Source organism: Cellulomonas olei (assembly GCF_039548315.1).
Classification (GTDB): Bacteria; Actinomycetota; Actinomycetes; order Actinomycetales; family Cellulomonadaceae; genus Cellulomonas.
The window spans coordinates 1-15,723 of the sequence record NZ_JBCLVN010000037.1; the positions used below are offsets into that span (position 1 = coordinate 1).

General features: G+C 77.1%; 13 protein-coding genes. 6 read left to right on the forward strand and 7 right to left on the reverse strand.

Translation table 11 applies throughout. The features are described from left to right. Positions 1-543: 543 nt before the first annotated feature. The 3 genes from AAHH18_RS12085 to AAHH18_RS12095 all read left to right on the forward strand — a co-directional run bounded on the left by AAHH18_RS12085 (position 544) and on the right by AAHH18_RS12095 (position 4,957). Positions 544-2,340 carry an acetyl/propionyl/methylcrotonyl-CoA carboxylase subunit alpha gene (locus tag AAHH18_RS12085; RefSeq protein WP_343301800.1) on the forward strand — a complete coding sequence of 599 codons (1,797 nt, stop codon included), beginning with the start codon at positions 544-546 and terminating at the stop codon, positions 2,338-2,340. A 10-nt stretch (positions 2,341-2,350) separates the two neighbouring features. After that, on the forward strand, positions 2,351-2,851 hold the full coding sequence (locus AAHH18_RS12090; protein WP_343301801.1) for an NUDIX domain-containing protein: 501 nt from the start codon (positions 2,351-2,353) through the stop codon (positions 2,849-2,851). Positions 2,852-2,995: 144 nt separating this feature from the next. Further along, complete coding sequence (locus AAHH18_RS12095; RefSeq protein WP_343301802.1) at positions 2,996-4,957, forward strand: endonuclease/exonuclease/phosphatase family protein; 1,962 nt, start codon at positions 2,996-2,998, stop codon at positions 4,955-4,957. Between the two features lie 4 nt (positions 4,958-4,961). Here the strand turns inward: AAHH18_RS12095 and AAHH18_RS12100 are convergent, their stop codons facing one another. Continuing rightward, a complete protein-coding gene (locus tag AAHH18_RS12100; protein ID WP_343301817.1) occupies positions 4,962-6,377 on the reverse strand; it encodes an NAD(P)H-quinone dehydrogenase in 1,416 nt (471 codons plus the stop codon). A 383-nt stretch (positions 6,378-6,760) separates the two neighbouring features. On the opposite strand from AAHH18_RS12100, the gene AAHH18_RS12105 reads away from it, so the two are divergent. The 3 genes from AAHH18_RS12105 (at position 6,761) to AAHH18_RS12115 (ending at position 10,522) form a co-directional block, all read left to right on the forward strand. Next, positions 6,761-7,591 (forward strand): purine-nucleoside phosphorylase, encoded by an 831-nt coding sequence (locus AAHH18_RS12105; RefSeq protein WP_283321083.1) that lies wholly within the window; start codon positions 6,761-6,763, stop codon positions 7,589-7,591. Positions 7,592-7,641: 50 nt separating this feature from the next. Continuing rightward, a complete protein-coding gene (locus AAHH18_RS12110) occupies positions 7,642-9,522 on the forward strand; it encodes a phospho-sugar mutase (RefSeq protein WP_343301803.1) in 1,881 nt (626 codons plus the stop codon). 208 nt (positions 9,523-9,730) lie between these two features. After that, on the forward strand, positions 9,731-10,522 hold the full coding sequence (locus tag AAHH18_RS12115; protein ID WP_343301804.1) for a hypothetical protein: 792 nt from the start codon (positions 9,731-9,733) through the stop codon (positions 10,520-10,522). A 60-nt stretch (positions 10,523-10,582) separates the two neighbouring features. Here AAHH18_RS12115 and deoC read toward each other — a convergent pair whose 3' ends face one another. From deoC to AAHH18_RS12145, 6 genes are all read right to left on the reverse strand, one after another. Next, positions 10,583-11,257: a deoxyribose-phosphate aldolase gene (deoC, locus tag AAHH18_RS12120; RefSeq protein ID WP_283321087.1), complete on the reverse strand. Its 675-nt coding sequence runs from the start codon at positions 11,255-11,257 to the stop codon at positions 10,583-10,585. After that, the gene (locus AAHH18_RS12125) at positions 11,254-12,345 is read right to left on the reverse strand and encodes an adenosine deaminase (protein ID WP_283321088.1); all 1,092 of its coding nucleotides are present in this window, start codon (positions 12,343-12,345) and stop codon (positions 11,254-11,256) included. Before AAHH18_RS12125 ends, deoC begins: the two co-directional genes overlap by 4 nt. Before the next feature lie 94 nt (positions 12,346-12,439). Next, positions 12,440-12,664, reverse strand: coding sequence for a hypothetical protein (locus AAHH18_RS12130; protein WP_222171627.1), 225 nt, complete (start codon positions 12,662-12,664; stop codon positions 12,440-12,442). 74 nt (positions 12,665-12,738) lie between these two features. Then, entirely contained in the window at positions 12,739-13,674 is a 936-nt protein-coding gene (locus AAHH18_RS12135; RefSeq protein WP_343301805.1) for a hypothetical protein, read from the reverse strand. A 311-nt stretch (positions 13,675-13,985) separates the two neighbouring features. After that, positions 13,986-15,290, reverse strand: coding sequence for a thymidine phosphorylase (locus tag AAHH18_RS12140; protein WP_343301806.1), 1,305 nt, complete (start codon positions 15,288-15,290; stop codon positions 13,986-13,988). Continuing rightward, the gene (locus AAHH18_RS12145) at positions 15,287-15,697 is read right to left on the reverse strand and encodes a cytidine deaminase (protein WP_222171624.1); all 411 of its coding nucleotides are present in this window, start codon (positions 15,695-15,697) and stop codon (positions 15,287-15,289) included. Before AAHH18_RS12145 ends, AAHH18_RS12140 begins: the two co-directional genes overlap by 4 nt. Between the last annotated feature and the right edge of the window lie 26 nt (positions 15,698-15,723).

A 15,723-nucleotide genomic window follows, 5' to 3' on the forward strand; every position in this document is an offset into this window, starting at 1 on the left:
TCGTGGTGCTCCGCGGACCACCACGATCCCGCGCGCCCACCTCCGAGCACGGTGGGAGCCTCCGAAAGCCCCCGCCGCCGACCCGAACCCCGGCACGCCGGCGCACCGGCGCACACCCACCGGCACGCGCTCTGCCCGTTCGGAGGCTCCGACGGGTCATCGTGGTGCTCCGCGGACCACCACGATCCCGCGCGCCCACCTCCGAGCACGTTGGGAGCCTCCGAACGGGGATAGCGGTGGGGCAGCGGCGACCACAGGCGCCACGGGGGGAGGGCGCCGGGGTGGCGGGGTGGCGGGCCGCCGGGGTGGCGGGGTGGCAGGCCGACGGGTGGCAGGGGTGACGGGACGGTGGGGGTCGCACGGGGTGGCGGGGTGGGGGTTTGTCCGCTCCGGACAAGGGTGTGCGGGGTGCGGCGCCCGGGGGCCCGGGGGCGTTGACGGAACCTCCAAACGCGGGCGGCGCCAGGTGGGCGGTTCCGCAGTCTTGGGGACGCACCTCCGCCAGGACGTGATCCCCGCCCACCCCCCGCGTTACCGTGAGCCGTGCCCCGCATCTCGAAGGTCCTCGTCGCCAACCGCGGCGAGATCGCCGTCCGCATCGCCCGCGCCTGCCGGGACGCCGGCATCGGCTCCGTCGCCGTCTACGCGGACCCCGACCGCGAGGCGCTGCACGTGCGCGTCGCGGACGAGGCGTACGCCCTGGACGGCGCCCGCGCGGCGGAGACGTACCTCGACATCGCGAAGCTGCTCGACGTGGCCCGCCGCTCGGGCGCGGACGCCGTGCACCCGGGGTACGGGTTCCTCTCCGAGAACGCCGAGTTCGCGCAGGCCGTCATCGACGCGGGCCTCACGTGGGTCGGCCCGCCGCCGGCCGCGATCCGCGAGCTCGGTGACAAGGTCAGCGCCCGGCACATCGCGCAGCGGGCGGGCGCCCCGCTCGTCGCCGGCACCCCGGACCCGGTCTCCGGCGCCGCCGAGGTGCACGCGTTCGTCGCCGAGCACGGCCTGCCGGTGGCGATCAAGGCGGCGTTCGGCGGCGGCGGCCGCGGCCTGAAGGTGGCGCGCTCCGAGGACGAGATCGACGAGCTGTACGACTCCGCGGTGCGCGAGGCGACGGCGGCGTTCGGCCGCGGCGAGTGCTTCGTGGAGCGCTACCTCGACCGCCCGCGCCACGTCGAGACCCAGTGCCTCGCCGACGAGCACGGCACGGTCGTCGTCGTGTCGACGCGCGACTGCTCGCTGCAGCGCCGGCACCAGAAGCTCGTCGAGGAGGCCCCGGCGCCGTTCCTCTCGGACGCGCAGCGCGCGCAGCTCGTCGACGCCTCGGTCGCGATCCTGCGGGAGGCCGGGTACGTCGGCGCCGGCACCTGCGAGTTCCTGGTGGCCGCCGACGGCACGATCTCGTTCCTCGAGGTGAACACCCGCCTGCAGGTCGAGCACCCGGTCTCCGAGGAGATCAGCGGCATCGACCTGGTCCGCGAGCAGCTCCGGATCGCCGACGGCGAGCCGCTGGGCTACACCCGGGTCGAGACCCGCGGCCACTCGTTCGAGTTCCGGCTGAACGGCGAGGACCCGGCCGCCGGGTTCCTGCCCGCCCCGGGCCGGATCTCCACGCTCCGGTTCCCCGCGGGCCCGGGCGTCCGCGTCGACTCCGGCGTCGTCGAGGGCGACACGGTCTCCGGCGCGTTCGACTCGATGATCGCCAAGCTCGTGGTCACGGGCGCGACCCGGCAGCAGGCGGCGGAGCGGGCGCGGCGTGCGCTCGCCGAGCTGGAGATCGCCGGCATCCCGACGGTCGTGCCGTTCCACCGCGCGGTGATGGCGGACCCGGCGTTCGTCCCGACGGACCCGGAGCAGCCGTTCGCGGTGCACACCCGGTGGATCGAGACGGAGTTCGCCGACCGGCTGCCGTCGCTCACGGGGGCGCCCGCGGTGACCTCCGCGGGCGCCGACGAGGACGAGGCGCCCACCGAGCTCGAGCGCGTGGTCGTCGAGGTCGGCGGCAAGCGCCTGGAGGTCGTGCTGCCCGCGGCGCTCGCGCTCCGGGCCGGGCGCGGCCGCCCGGCCACCGGTCCCCGGCGCGCCGCCCCCCGCCGCAACGGCGCCCGCAGCGTCGCGGCGTCCGGCACCACGCTGACCTCCCCGATGCAGGGCACGATCGTCAAGGTCGCGGTCGGCGAGGGCGACACGGTGGCCGAGGGCGACCTGGTCGTGGTGCTCGAGGCGATGAAGATGGAGCAGCCGCTGGTGGCGCACCGGTCCGGCACCGTCACGTCGCTCGCCGCGGGCGTCGGCGGCATGGTCGCCGCGGGGTCCGCCATCTGCGAGATCGTCGGCTGAGGCCGCCCACGTGACGTCCCCCCGCCCCCGGCACCCGGGCGACGGCTGGGTGGACTGCCGCTGCGGCCGCCGGCACTGGGGGCTCGCCGGCGCCGCCGGTCTGCTCCTGGTCCGCCCGGCCTCGGGGTCGCAGCCCGCGGCCGTCGTGCTGCAGCACCGCGCCCTGTGGAGCGACCAGGGCGGGACGTGGGGGCTGCCCGGGGGCGCGCGGCACCCGGACGAGACCGCGGTGGAGGCAGCGCTGCGGGAGGCGCAGGAGGAGGCGGGGATCGAGCCGTCCTCGGTGCGCGTCGTGGGCGAGCACGTGCTCGACCACGACGACTGGTCGTACACGACGGTGGTCGCGGTCGCGTCCGGGCCCGTCGACGCCCGGCCGACGGACGACGAGAGCCTCGAGATCACCTGGGCGGCGCTCGACGACGTCGAGCGGCGGCCGCTGCTGCCCGCGTTCGCGGACGCGTGGCCGGTGCTGCGCGCCTCCCTGCCGGACGAGGTGGCCCGCGGAGCCTGACGCCGGGCCGCGCCGGCCACCTGCGCCACCTGCGCCACCCCGTGACGCCCTGCGACGCCCTGCGACGCCCCGCGACGCCCCGCGCGCCGTCCAGCCGCTCGCCGCGGTTCGCGGCGCAGCGCCGCTGCGCTCTAGGTTGGCGGGATGAGCGCCCCCTCCCCCGCGCGCCCGCCTGCCCCCGCCGGACCGGTGCCCCCGGACGCCGGCGTCACGACCCGCGTCACCCTGCTCGCGCTCGTGACCGTGCTGGCCGTCGACGTCGTGCGCGCATCCGGGCCGGTCCTGGACCGGGCCTTCGCGGTCGGCACGACCACCGTCGCGGTGACCGCCCTGGTGACGTTCCTCGGTGCGGGGCTGGTCGCGGCCGTCGCGCTGCTGGCCACCGGCCGCCGCGGCCCCGGGACCGCCTCGGGCGCCACGGTGCTGGCCGTGGTGGCCGCCACGGGTGCGGCCCGCCTCGTCACGCAGGCCGTGCACGACGTCGCACGGTTCGGCGCCGGCCTGGTCACCGCGGCGCTCGCCGTCGCGGCTCTCGTCCTGACGGCCACCCTGGTCGCGGGGCGGCCCACCGGCGGGCGGCAGGCCGCGCTCGGGTTGACGCTCGGCACCGGGCTGTCCGCCGCGCTCCAGCTCACGCTCGGCACCTGGGACCCCCTGTGGCGCGGTGGTGTGGTGGGGACCGTCGTGGCGGTCGTCCTCGTGGGCCTCACGGTCGCGCTGGCCGTGGTCGGGCGCGGCTGGACCGCGGCGGGCCGTCCGCGCCGCACGTGGGTGCTCGGCCCCGCGCTGGCCCTGGTGGTCATGGTGCTGGCCAACCCGGCGTTCGCCGCCTCGCAGTCCGGTGTGCCGCTGCTGGGCGCGGGGACCGCGACCGTCCTCGCCGCCGCGGCGACCGTGTGGGTGCTGCTGGTCCCGCGGGTCCTCGTCCCCGCGGTGCGGGTCTGCGCCGCGGTGCTGCTGCCTGTCGCGACGGCCGTGGCGATGCTCGTCACCGGGCCGGTCGCCCTGGTCGCGGTCGTGCTCGCCGAGGCCGCCGCCGGGGTCGTCCTCGCGGCAGCCCTCAGCACCCGCCGGCCCGCGCCGCCCGGGGTGCCGCGCACCGCGCTGGCCACCACGACCGTCGGGGTGGGACTGGTCGCGACGCTGCTCGTCTACCTGCTCGACTACGACGTCCCGCTCGGGGTCGACAACGCGTGGGTCGTGGTCCTCGCGGCCGCCCTGGTCGGCGCGGGCGGCCTGCGCTGGCGCACCCCCGAGGAGACCTCGGTCCGGGAGAGCGCCCCACCGCTGCGGGCCAACGCGCTGCGGTTCCTCGTGCTGCCGTCGGTGGTGCTGCTGCTGGTCGGCTGGTGGGCGTCCGCCGCGGGCACGTCAACGGCGGTCGCGGTGGACCGGGAGGCCGGCACGATGGTGGTCCTCGACTGGAACCTGCACTACGGCGTCGCCGCGGACACGGCCGTCGACCTGGAGCAGATTGCCCGCACGATCGAGTCCGAGGCGCCCGACGTCGTGATGCTCCAGGAGGTCGCGCGCGGCTGGGTGCTCGGCGGCGGCACGGACATGGCCACGTGGCTCGGGCACCGGCTGGGCATGCACGTGGCCTTCGCGCCGGCGGCCGACCAGCAGTTCGGCAACGTCCTGCTGTCCCGCGAGCCGCTGCGCGACGTCGCGGTGGTGCGGCTGCCGTTCGGCGCCGGGCCGCAGCAGCGCTCGGCGCTCACCGCGCTGGTCGACGGGCCCGACGGGACGCCCGTGCGGGTCACGTCCGTCCACCTCCAGCACCGGGACGGGAACACCCCCACCCGGCTCGATCAGCTCGCCGCCCTGGAGCGCGCCCTGCCCGACGACGGGCCTTCGGTGCTCGGCGGCGACCTGAACGCCGGCCCGGGCTCCCCCGAGGTCGGGGCGCTCACGGACGCGGGCTGGGCCGGCGCGCTCGACACCGCGGGCGACCCGGGCGCGCTCACCCACCCGAGCGACGACCCCGACGTCCGGATCGACTGGCTGCTCGGCCGCGGCGGGGTGGTGTTCGACGACGCGCGGGTGCTGCCCGACGAGTCCTCGGACCACCTGCCCGTGGTCGCCGTGGTGCGCGTCGGCGGCTGACCCGCTACTCCGTGTGGTGCAGCACCCGGGCGACCTCGGCGATGCTGCCGGACAGCGACGGGTAGACCGTGAACGCGCTCGCGACGTCGTCGACCGTCAGGCTGTGCGACACCGCGAGCGTGATCGGGAAGATCAGCTCCGACGCGCGCGGCGCCACCACGACGCCGCCGAGCACCGTCCCGGCCGTCGAGTGCGCGAAGAGCTTCACGAACCCGTCCCGGACCCCGAGCATCTTCGCCCGCGGGTTCCGGGCCAGCGGCAGCGTGTGCGTGACGAAGTGCGCGTCCCGCTCGACGAGGGCGCGCTCGCTGAGGCCGACGGTCGCGATCTCGGGGGCCGTGAAGATGTTCGCCGCGACACCGCGCACCTGCAGCGGCGCGACCGCGTCGCCGAGCGCGTGCGACATGGCGATCCGGCCCTGCATCGCGGCGACGGACGCCAGCGGCAGCACGCCCGTCACGTCGCCGGCGGCGTAGACCCCGCGCGCCGACGTCCGGGACACCCGGTCGACCTCGATGTGCCCGGACGGCGTGGTCCGCACGCCCGACTCCGCCAGCCCGAGCCCCTCGGTGCTGGGGATCGACCCGACCGCGAGCAGCACGTGCGAGCCCTCGATCTCGCGGCCGTCCGCCAGCGTGACCACGACGCCGTCGGCGGTGCGCCGCGCGGCCTGCGCCCGCGAGCGCGCCACGACCTCCATGCCGCGGGCGCGGAACACGTCCTCGAGCATCGTCGCGGCGTCGGCGTCCTCCCCCGGCAGCACGCGGTCGCGGCTCGAGACCAGCACGACCTGCGACCCCAGCGAGACGTAGGCGCCCGCGAACTCCGCGCCCGTCACGCCCGAACCGACCACGACCAGCCGCTCCGGCAGCTCGGCCAGGTGGTACAGCTGCGTCCACGTGAGGATCCGCTCGCCGTCCGGCTGGGCGTCCGGCAGCGTCCGCGGGGTCGCCCCGGTGGCGAGCAGCACCACGTCGGCATCGAGCGTCCGCTCGCCGTCGTCCCCGGTGACGACCACCCGCTCCGGGCCGTCCAGCCGGCCGTGACCGATCTGCACGTGCACGCCCTCGCGCTCCATGCGCGTGCGGATGTCCCGGGACTGCGCCAGGGCCAGCTCGCGCACGCGGGCGTTCACGGCCGCCATGTCGACGCTGTGCCGCCGCCTGCGGCCCCCGTCCGCCGCCGTCCCCGGCACCTCGTCGTCGCCCGGGGACGCCGGGATGTCCAGCCGGATGCCCAGGTCCGGTGCCCGCTCGGCGATCGTCATCCACTCCGCCGTGGCGATGAGGGTCTTGGACGGCACCACGTCGGTGAGCACGGCGGCACCACCCAGGCCCGCACGCTCCACCACCGTCACGTCCGCCCCGAGCCGGCGGGCGACCAGCGCCGCCTCGTAGCCGCCGGGGCCGCCGCCCACCACGACGACGCGCGGGGCCGGCCGGCGGTCGTCGCGCGGCTGCTCGGGACCGCGCTGCGGGGCGGGCGTGGCCGGGTCTGCGGGGGCGGGCGCGGGCGTGGGGGTCGGCTGCGTCACGCCGACCATCTTGACCCCTGCGCCCGCCGGACGCGCGCGACCCGCGCGGCGTCCGGTGCGCGGGCTGCGGCCCGGCACCCCGCGGCACGGTGCCCAGCCGGTGGATCGCGCCGTCTCGGCGTCGCCGCCGCCGGGCTGCGCGGGGCACGACGCCGGTAGGCTCGGCGGGTGCGTCCGGCCCCGGTCGGAGCACCCGCAGACCCGCGCTGCGCCCGCGCGGGGACCCGTGCCGCACGTCCGCAGCACCCGCCCCAGGAGGAGCACCCCGCATGGCCGACGACGCCCGCCTCGACGACCCCACCACCGACCCGCTGGCCGTCGCCGCCGACGCCGCGGCGTTCCTCGCCCGCGAGACCGGCGTCGAGCGGCACGACGTCGCGCTGGTGCTCGGCTCGGGCTGGGGCGGCGCCGCCGACCTGCTGGGCGAGACGGTCGCGGAGATCCCCGCGCCCGAGGTCCCGGGCTTCGCCGCGCCGGCCGTCGTGGGCCACGTCGGCACGATCCGCTCGATCCGCGTCGCGGCGACGGGCAGGCACGCGCTCGTGCTCGGCTCGCGCACCCACCTGTACGAGGGCAAGGGCGTGCGCCGCGTGGTGCACGGCGTGCGGACGGCCGCCGCCGCGGGCTGCTCGACCATCGTCCTGACCAACGGCTGCGGCGGCCTCGACCCGTCGTGGGCGCCCGGCACCCCCGTGCTCATCAAGGACCACATCAACCTCACGACCGTCTCCCCGCTGGAGGGCGCGACGTTCGTCGACCTGACGGACCTGTACTCCGCGCGCCTGCGGGACGTCGCGCGCACCGTGGACCCGACGCTCGACGAGGGCGTGTACGTGCAGTTCCGCGGCCCGCACTACGAGACCCCGGCCGAGGTCGCGATGGCCGGCGTGATGGGCGGCAGCCTGGTGGGCATGTCCACCACCATCGAGGCCATCGCGGCGCGGCACGTCGGCATGGAGGTGCTCGGCGTCTCCCTCGTGACCAACCTCGCGGCGGGCGTCGGCGACGAGCCGCTGTCGCACGAGGAGGTGCTCGAGGCCGGCCGCGCCGCCGGCCCCCGCATCAGCCGGCTGCTCGCGGACGTCGTCGGCCGCATCTGACACCGCCGCCGCCCACGACCACCCACCCCGATCGAGGAGCAGGACCCGCCATGACCGAGCAGCAGCCCACGGACCCGACCACCGACGGCTGGCCGGCCCTGGCGGAGCAGGTGCGCGCGTGGATCGCCGACGACCCCGACCCGTCGACCGCCGACGAGCTGACCCGCCTCCTGGCCCGCGCCGAGGCGGAGCTGCCGGACGTCGACGGGACGGTGACGCCCGAGCAGCGGCACGCCGCGGTCGACGTGCGGGACGCCCGTGAGGACCTCGCGGACCGGTTCCAGGGGCTGCTCCAGTTCGGCACCGCGGGCCTGCGGGGCGCGATCGGCGGCGGTCCGCACCGCATGAACCGCGCCGTGGTCATCCGGGCGGCGTCCGGGCTCGGCGCGTACCTCCTCGGCGAGCTCGAGGGCGCCACGCCGGCGCCGAAGGTCGTCGTCGGCCACGACGCCCGGCACGGCTCCGAGGACTTCGCGCGCGACACCGCGGCGGTGCTCACGGCCGTGGGCGTCGACGTCGTCATGCTGCCGCCGCGGCTCCCCACGCCCGTCCTGGCGTTCGCCGTCCGCCACCTCGGCGCGGACGCGGGCGTCATGGTCACCGCGAGCCACAACCCCCCGCAGGACAACGGCTACAAGGTGTACCTCGGCGGCCGCGTGGTGACGGACTCCGGCCAGGGAGCGCAGATCGTCCCGCCGGTGGACGGCGCGATCGCGGCGGAGATCGCCCGGGTGCCGTCCGTGGCCGCCGTCCCGCGCGCCCGCGACGGCTGGGCGGTCGCCGGCCCCGAGGTCGCGGACGCGTACGTGGCCCAGGTGCTGCGGCTCGCGGACGTGTCGGAGGAGGCGCGCGCCGCGGCGGCGGGCCTGCGCGTCGTGCTGACCCCGATGCACGGCGTGGGCGGCGCCACCGCGCGGCGCGTCCTCGCGGAGGCCGGCTTCACCGACGTCCACGTGGTCGCCGAGCAGGCGGAGCCCGACCCCGACTTCCCGACCGTCGCGTTCCCGAACCCCGAGGAGCCGGGCGCGATCGACCTCGCCGTGGCGCTCGCGGCGGAGGTCCGGGCGGACCTGGTGATCGCGCTCGACCCCGACGCCGACCGGTGCGGCGCCGCCGTCGTCGACGACCGGCTGCGCACCCACGCCGGGCCCGAGGCCGCCGCCGCCGACGGCTGGCGGATGCTGCACGGCGACGAGACGGGCGCGCTGCTCGGCACCGTCGCCGCGGAGCGGTTCGGCACGCCCGGCGCCACGCAGGTCGCGCCCGACGCGCCGGTGCTGGCGAACTCGATCGTGTCCTCCCGGCTGCTCGCCCGGATCGCCGCGCACGCCGGCCTGCGCCACGCCCAGACGCTCACCGGGTTCAAGTGGATCTCGCGCGTCGACGGCCTGGTGTTCGGCTACGAGGAGGCGCTCGGCTACTGCGTCGACCCCCCGCACGTCCGCGACAAGGACGGCATCTCCGCCGCGCTCACGCTCGCCGGGCTGGCCGCGCGCCTGAAGGTCGAGGGACGCACCCCGGTCGACGTGCTCGACGACCTCGCGCGCCGCCACGGGCTGCACCTCACCGACCAGCTCTCGGCCCGGTTCACGGACCTGTCGCAGATCCCGGAGACCATGCAGCGGCTCCGCGAGCACCCGCCCGTCGTGCTCGCCGGCTCGCCCGTGATGTCCGTCGTGGACCTCGCGGCCGGCTCCGAGGCGGACCGCGGCGGGCTGCCTCCGACCGACGGGATCCGCCTGCTCACCCAGGACGACACCCGCGTGGTCGTGCGGCCGTCGGGCACCGAGCCGAAGGTGAAGTGCTACCTCGAGGTCGTCGTGCCGGTCGAGGAGCACGCCTCCCCGGAGACGGTCGGCGCGGCCCGTGCGGCGGCGCGGCAGCGGCTCGACGCGGTGCGCGCGGACGTGGCGGCGGCGCTGGGTCTCTGAGGCCCCGCGGCGGGCGACCCGACCCGCGCGACCGGCCCGACCGGCGCGACGGGCCCGACCGGTGCGACGGGCACGGCCGGCGCGATCGGCGCGACGAGCACCGCCGGCGCGGCGGGCACGGCGCGGGACGCCGGGCAGGCGGGTGACGTGCGGGCACGTCCCGCGGAACCCGCCCGGCCGGCGCCACCGGGCCGCTACGGTGACGCCCGTGCACCCGACCCCGGCCCGCCGCGCCGCCCTCGGCCTGACCGCCGCCGCGGCGCTCGTCGTGGGTCTGGCCGCGTGCTCGTCCCCGACGGACCTCGGCGAGGAGGTCGCGAGCCACGCCGTGCAGTCCCTGCTCGACGACCTGGCCTTCGAGAGCTACGCCCCCGACATCGTGGAGTTCGCCCGGCGCGCGGAGGCCGCCACCGAGCAGGGCCCGATCATGATGCTGGACGTCGAGGAGGGCGACGCGTCCGCGCGGAACGGCGGCGAGCCGATCGGGTGGATCACGTTCGGGCTGACCGTGAGCGACACGCGCCGGGCCGCGGGCTACTGGGACTCGGACCGCGAGCAGGACCCGGGGCCGTACTGCTACCGGGTCATGTTCGACCACTGGGGCGCCCAGGACATCCGCGGCGCCGACTGCCCCGACACCCTCGAGGAGGTCCCCGCGCCGCCGTCGGAGCGTCCGGAGATCGCCGCGAACGCCGAGGAGGCGGTGTGGTCGGTGCTGCAGGCCCTGCCGGAGGACCCGCCGTCGGAGGACGAGATCGTCGCGGAGGTCACCGCCCTGCTCGAGCCGCACGACAACGACGTGACGCCGCTCGCGGAGGTCACGGCCCACGTCGAGGGCACGTCCGTGGCCGTCGCGACCGGCGACGCCCACGACTGCGTGCTCGTGGGGCGGTTCCAGGGCGAGGTCCGGGACGTCGACGTCCCGTCGGTGTACCTGCTGCCCGGGGAGCTCGGCTGCACGGCGGACACGGCGTTCGCCGACCTGCGCCCGCCGCACTGACGCCGGGCCGGGCCCGGCACCGCCGCCGGCCCACGGGACCGGCGGCGGGGCGTCAGGAGGTCAGTACCCGCCGTCCGCCTCGAACCCGCCGAGCACCGCCGCGGTGCCCGACAGGCCCAGGCGGGTGGCGCCGGCCTCGACCATCGCGAGCGCGTCGGCCGTCGTCCGGATGCCGCCCGACGCCTTGACGCCCAGCCGGCCGCCGACGGTGGCCGCCATGATCTCGACGGCGTGCACGGACGCGCCGCCGGCGGGGTGGAACCCGGTGGAGGTCTTGACGAAGTCGGCGCCCGCGGCCTCGGCGGCACGGCACACCTCGACGATCTCGTGGTCCGTCAGCGCGGCGGACTCGATGATGACCTTGAGCACGGTCGGCGCGGGCGCGGCGGCACGCACGGCGGCGACGTCGGCCTGCACGTCGGCGAACCGGCCCTCCTTCGCGGCACCCACGTCGATGACCATGTCGACCTCGTCGGCGCCGTCGGCGACGGAGCGGGCGGCCTCGGCGGCCTTGACGTCGCTGTGGTGCTTGCCCGACGGGAAGCCGCAGACGGTCGCGACCTTGAGCCCGCGGGCGTCCAGCGGCAGGAACGACGGGGAGACGCACACGGAGTAGACGCCGAGCTCGACGCCCTCGGCGATCAGCGCCTCGACGTCTGCGCGCGTCGCTTCCGGCTTCAGCAGCGTGTGGTCGACGAACTTCGCCAGTCCTGCGGCGTCCAACGAGGCGCTCATGCGCGGTGCCTTCCTGGTGCGGTGGGTGCGTGGCCGGGCAGGATCACCCGGTCGACGAGGTCGGTGCGCTCGTCCTCGTGGAGGAACGCGTGCCGCGCGGCGGTGACCGTGACCGCGCGCAGGTCGTCCGGCGTCCAGCCGGCCTCGGAGACGAGCAGGTGCAGCTCCCGGCTCAGCGTGGTGCGGGACTGCAGGCGGTTGTCCGTGTTCACGGTGACCGCGAAGCCCAGCCGGAGCAGCGTCGTCACGGGGTGGTCGGCGTAGGACGCCGCACCGCCGGTCTGGACGTTCGACGTCGGGCAGACCTCCAGAGCGATGCGCCGGTCCCGGACCCAGTGCGCGAGCCGGCCGAGCCGCAGGCCGCCCTCGCCGTCGGCGCGGACGTCGTCGAGCAGGCGGATGCCGTGGCCGAGCCGCAGCGCCCCCACGTCCACCGCGCCGTCCAGGGAGTCGCGGCCGGCGGCCTCGCCGGCGTGCACGGTCACCGGGAACCGCGCGGCCCGCAGCTGCGCGAACGCCGCCCCCATCGCACTCGCGGGGTACCCGTCCTCCGGCCCCGCGACGTCGAAGCCGACCACACCGCGGTCCCGGTTCGCCAGGGCGAGCGCCGCGACCTCGTCCGCGCGGTCCGAGTCCCGCATCGCGCACAGCAGCAGGCCGGTGCGGATGGTCCGCCCCTGCGCCGCCGCCTGGGCCTCCCCCTCGGCGAGGCCCTCGCGGACGGCGTCGACCGCGTGCTGCAGCGAGAGCCCGCGGGCCTGGTGCAGCTCCGGCGCGAACCGCTCCTCGGCGTACACCACGCCGTCGGCGGCGAGGTCGAGCACCGCCTCCCGTGCGACCCGTCGCAGCGCGTCGGCGGTCTGCATGACGCCCGCCGTGTGCGCGAACGTCGCCAAGTAGGCCTCGAGGCTCCCCGACCCGGCCTGCGCGTGGAACCAGGCCGCGAGCTCGTCCGCGTCCGTGGTCGGCAGCGCGTGCCCGGCCTCGGCGGCGAGCTCGACGACCGTGGCCGCGCGCACGCCGCCGTCGAGGTGGTCGTGCAGCAGCACCTTCGGCAGCGCGACGATCTGCTCGAGGGTCGCGGTCATGCGCCCACCGTACTGGTCCACGATGCGGACCGTCGCATCGCCCAGGGGCTGCCGGGCGCCCGCCGACCGACCGCCCGGGAGCGTTCCGCGCGGGTCAGGCCGGGTACTCCTCCGAGTCGTCGTCGGGGACGGGCGTGACCTGCTCGGCGACGTCGGCGGGGTCGGCCTCGCCGGCCAGGTCCGGGCGGGGTTCGTCGGGGTCGTACGCGCCGTCGCGCGCGTCGCGGTCGTCGTCGGGCTCGACCTCGGGCAGGTCGGTCAGCGCGGGCTCGACGAGTCCGGCGTCCCGCCAGGTCCGGTCTCCGGGCACGGTGCTCATGGCGCCTCCTGACGTCGGCTGCTGTACGCCTCCATCGTGACCCGCCGCGCGCGGGACCGCCAGGGCAGCGCGGGTCAGGCCCGCCGGGGCACCGGCAGCAGCGCCCAGGCCAGGTGGCTCCAGTGGCCGAGGGCGGCGACGGGGCCGGACGGCGACCGCAGCGTCGCGCGGGTCACGCCCAGCACCCGGCCCGCCCCGGGCTCGTACACCCGGTAGCTCTCGCCGGTGCGCGCGACCGCGAGGACGACGTGGCGCGGCAGCGCGGCCCCGAGGCCGCCGGACGTGTCGCCGCCCGCGTAGAGCGGCACCGGCACGCCCCGGTCCAGCGCGGCGTCCACGCGCGCCAGCAGGTCGTCCACCTCGTCCGGGCGCGTGTCGTCCACGAGCACCGAGCGGTAGGTCGCACCGGGGAACCGCGCGACCCGGGCCGCGCCCCACGGTGGCGTGCCGAGCGACCGCGGCCAGGGCAGCACGCCCAGCACGGCCCGCCGCGTGCTGCGCCGGTGCAGGGCCGCCTGGAGCAGGCCCCACCGCTGGGCGGACGCCTGCACGGGCGTCGCCGCGCCGTGCACGACGGCCCCGCCCGGCGACCGGAACCAGTCCGGGGCGTCCGGGTCGTGCGGCGACGGGGGCGCGGGCAGGTCGAGGCCCGCGAGCTCGGGCGGGACGGGCGCGCACAGCTCGCCCGTCACCAGCCACGTCGCCAGGACGGGGTCGCCCGCGGCCGCCAGCATCCCGAGCACGGCGGCGCCGCACGTCGTGCCGTCCACCTGGCGCGCGGCCGCGGTGCCCCACCGCACGGTCCGGCCGGCGGGCACGTCCAGCGGGGCGAGCACCTGCCGGCGCGCACCCGCGTCGAGCGCCGCCAGGACGGGGCGCAGCGGGTCGGGCAGCGCCGGCCGGGGCACCGGCACGGGGTCCGACGCCGCGTCCGGCGCGGTCGCGGGCGGCGCGGGGACGACCCGGCCGCGGACGGCGCGCAGCAGCGTCGTGACCTGCATCCCGCTCACACCCTCACCTCCGCCTCGGCCCGAGCCCCCCGCAGCGCGTCCGCGTCCGCAACCGCATGCACATCCGCGTCCGCGTCCGCGTCCGCAACGAACCGTACGCGCCCGCCCGTGCCCGCCCCGCCTGTGCCCGCGCCCGTCGAGATTGCCGTCGTTGCGGGGTTCCGCGGCCGGAAGCCCACAACAACGGCAATCTCGTCGGCGGACGGCGAGCGCGGGGGGGCGGATGCGTGCACGCGGGCACGGCGCACGCGGGCCCGGCGCGCGGGTGCGGCCCGGGTCCGGGAGCAGGCCCGCGGACCCGGGCCGGGGCGTCAGGACGCCGCGATGCGGTCCAGGACCAGCGGCGTCGGCGCGGTCGCCGCCTCCGGCGCCACGTCGAACGCGCCCTCGAGCGCGCCGAGCGCCCGCGGGAACCGCTCCGGGGTGTCGGTGTGCAGGGTCAGCAGCGGCTGACCGGCCCGCACGGTGTCGCCGGGCTTCGCGTGCATCTCGACGCCCGCGCCGGCCTGCACCGGGTCCTCCCGGCGGGCGCGCCCGGCGCCGAGCCGCCACGCCGCGATGCCGACCTGGTACGCGTCGAGCCGGGTCAGGACGCCGTCGGCGGGCGCGAGCACCTGCTCGGTGTGCCGGGCGACCGGCAGCGTCGCGTCGGCGTCGCCGCCCTGCGCCTCGATCATCCGGCGCCAGACGTCCATCGCCCGCCCGTCGGCGAGCGCGGCCCGCACGTCGACGTCCGGCTTCCCGGCGGCCGCGAGCATCTCCTGCGCCAGCGCGACGGTGAGCTCGACGACGTCGGACGGCCCGCCACCGGCGAGCACCTCCACGGACTCCCGGACCTCGAGCGCGTTGCCCGCGGTGAGGCCGAGCGGCGTGGACATGTCGGTGAGCAGCGCGACGGTCCGCACGCCCGCGTCGGTGCCGAGGTCGACCATGGTGCGGGCGAGCTCGCGCGCGCGGTCCAGGTCCTTCATGAACGCGCCGGACCCGACCTTGACGTCGAGCACGAGCGCGCCCGTGCCCTCGGCGATCTTCTTGCTCATGATGGACGAGGCGATCAGCGGGATGGCCTCGACGGTGCCGGTGACGTCCCGCAGCGCGTAGAGCTTGCGGTCGGCGGGGGCGAGGCCGGAGCCGGCCTGGCAGATGACCGCGCCGACGTCGTCGAGCTGCGCCATCATCTCGTCGTTGCTCAGCGCCGCGCGCCAGCCGGGGATCGACTCGAGCTTGTCGAGCGTGCCGCCGGTGTGCCCGAGGCCGCGGCCCGACAGCTGCGGGACCGCCACGTCGAACACGGCCACGAGGGGCGCGAGCGGCAGCGTGATCTTGTCGCCGACGCCGCCGGTGGAGTGCTTGTCGGCCGTGGGGCGGCGCAGACCGGAGAAGTCCATGCGCTCGCCGGACGCGATCATCGCCGCGGTCCAGCGCGCGATCTCCGCGCGGTCCATGCCGTTGAGCAGGATCGCCATGTTGAGGGCGGACATCTGCTCCTCGGCGACGACGCCGCGGGTGTACGCGTCGATCACCCAGTCGATCTGGGCGTCGGAGAGCCGGCCGCCGTCCCGCTTGGTGACGATGACGTCGACGGCGTCGAACTGCTCGGTGCTGGGGGTGCTCACGACGACTTCCTCTCGACCAGGTCCGACGGCCCGAACGCGTCGGGCAGGACCTCGGTCATCGGCTTGATCCCGCTCACCGTGTCGACGAGCAGGTCCGGACCGCCGTGCTCCCACAGGAGCTGGCGGCAGCGGCCGCACGGCATCAGGGCGTTGCCGTGGGCGTCCACGCAGGCGAACGCCACGAGGCGCCCGCCGCCGGACACGTGCAGGCCGGACACCAGCGCGCACTCGGCGCACAGGGTCAGGCCGTAGGACGCGTTCTCGACGTTGCAGCCGGTGACGACCCGGCCGTCGTCGACGAGCGCGGCGACCCCGACGGGGAACTTCGAGTACGGCACGTACGCGCGGTGCATCACCTCGGTGGCGGCGGCCCGCAGCGCGTCCCAGTCGATCTCGGGGGTGGTCATGGTGCTCCTTCCGGGGGCGGGTGCCC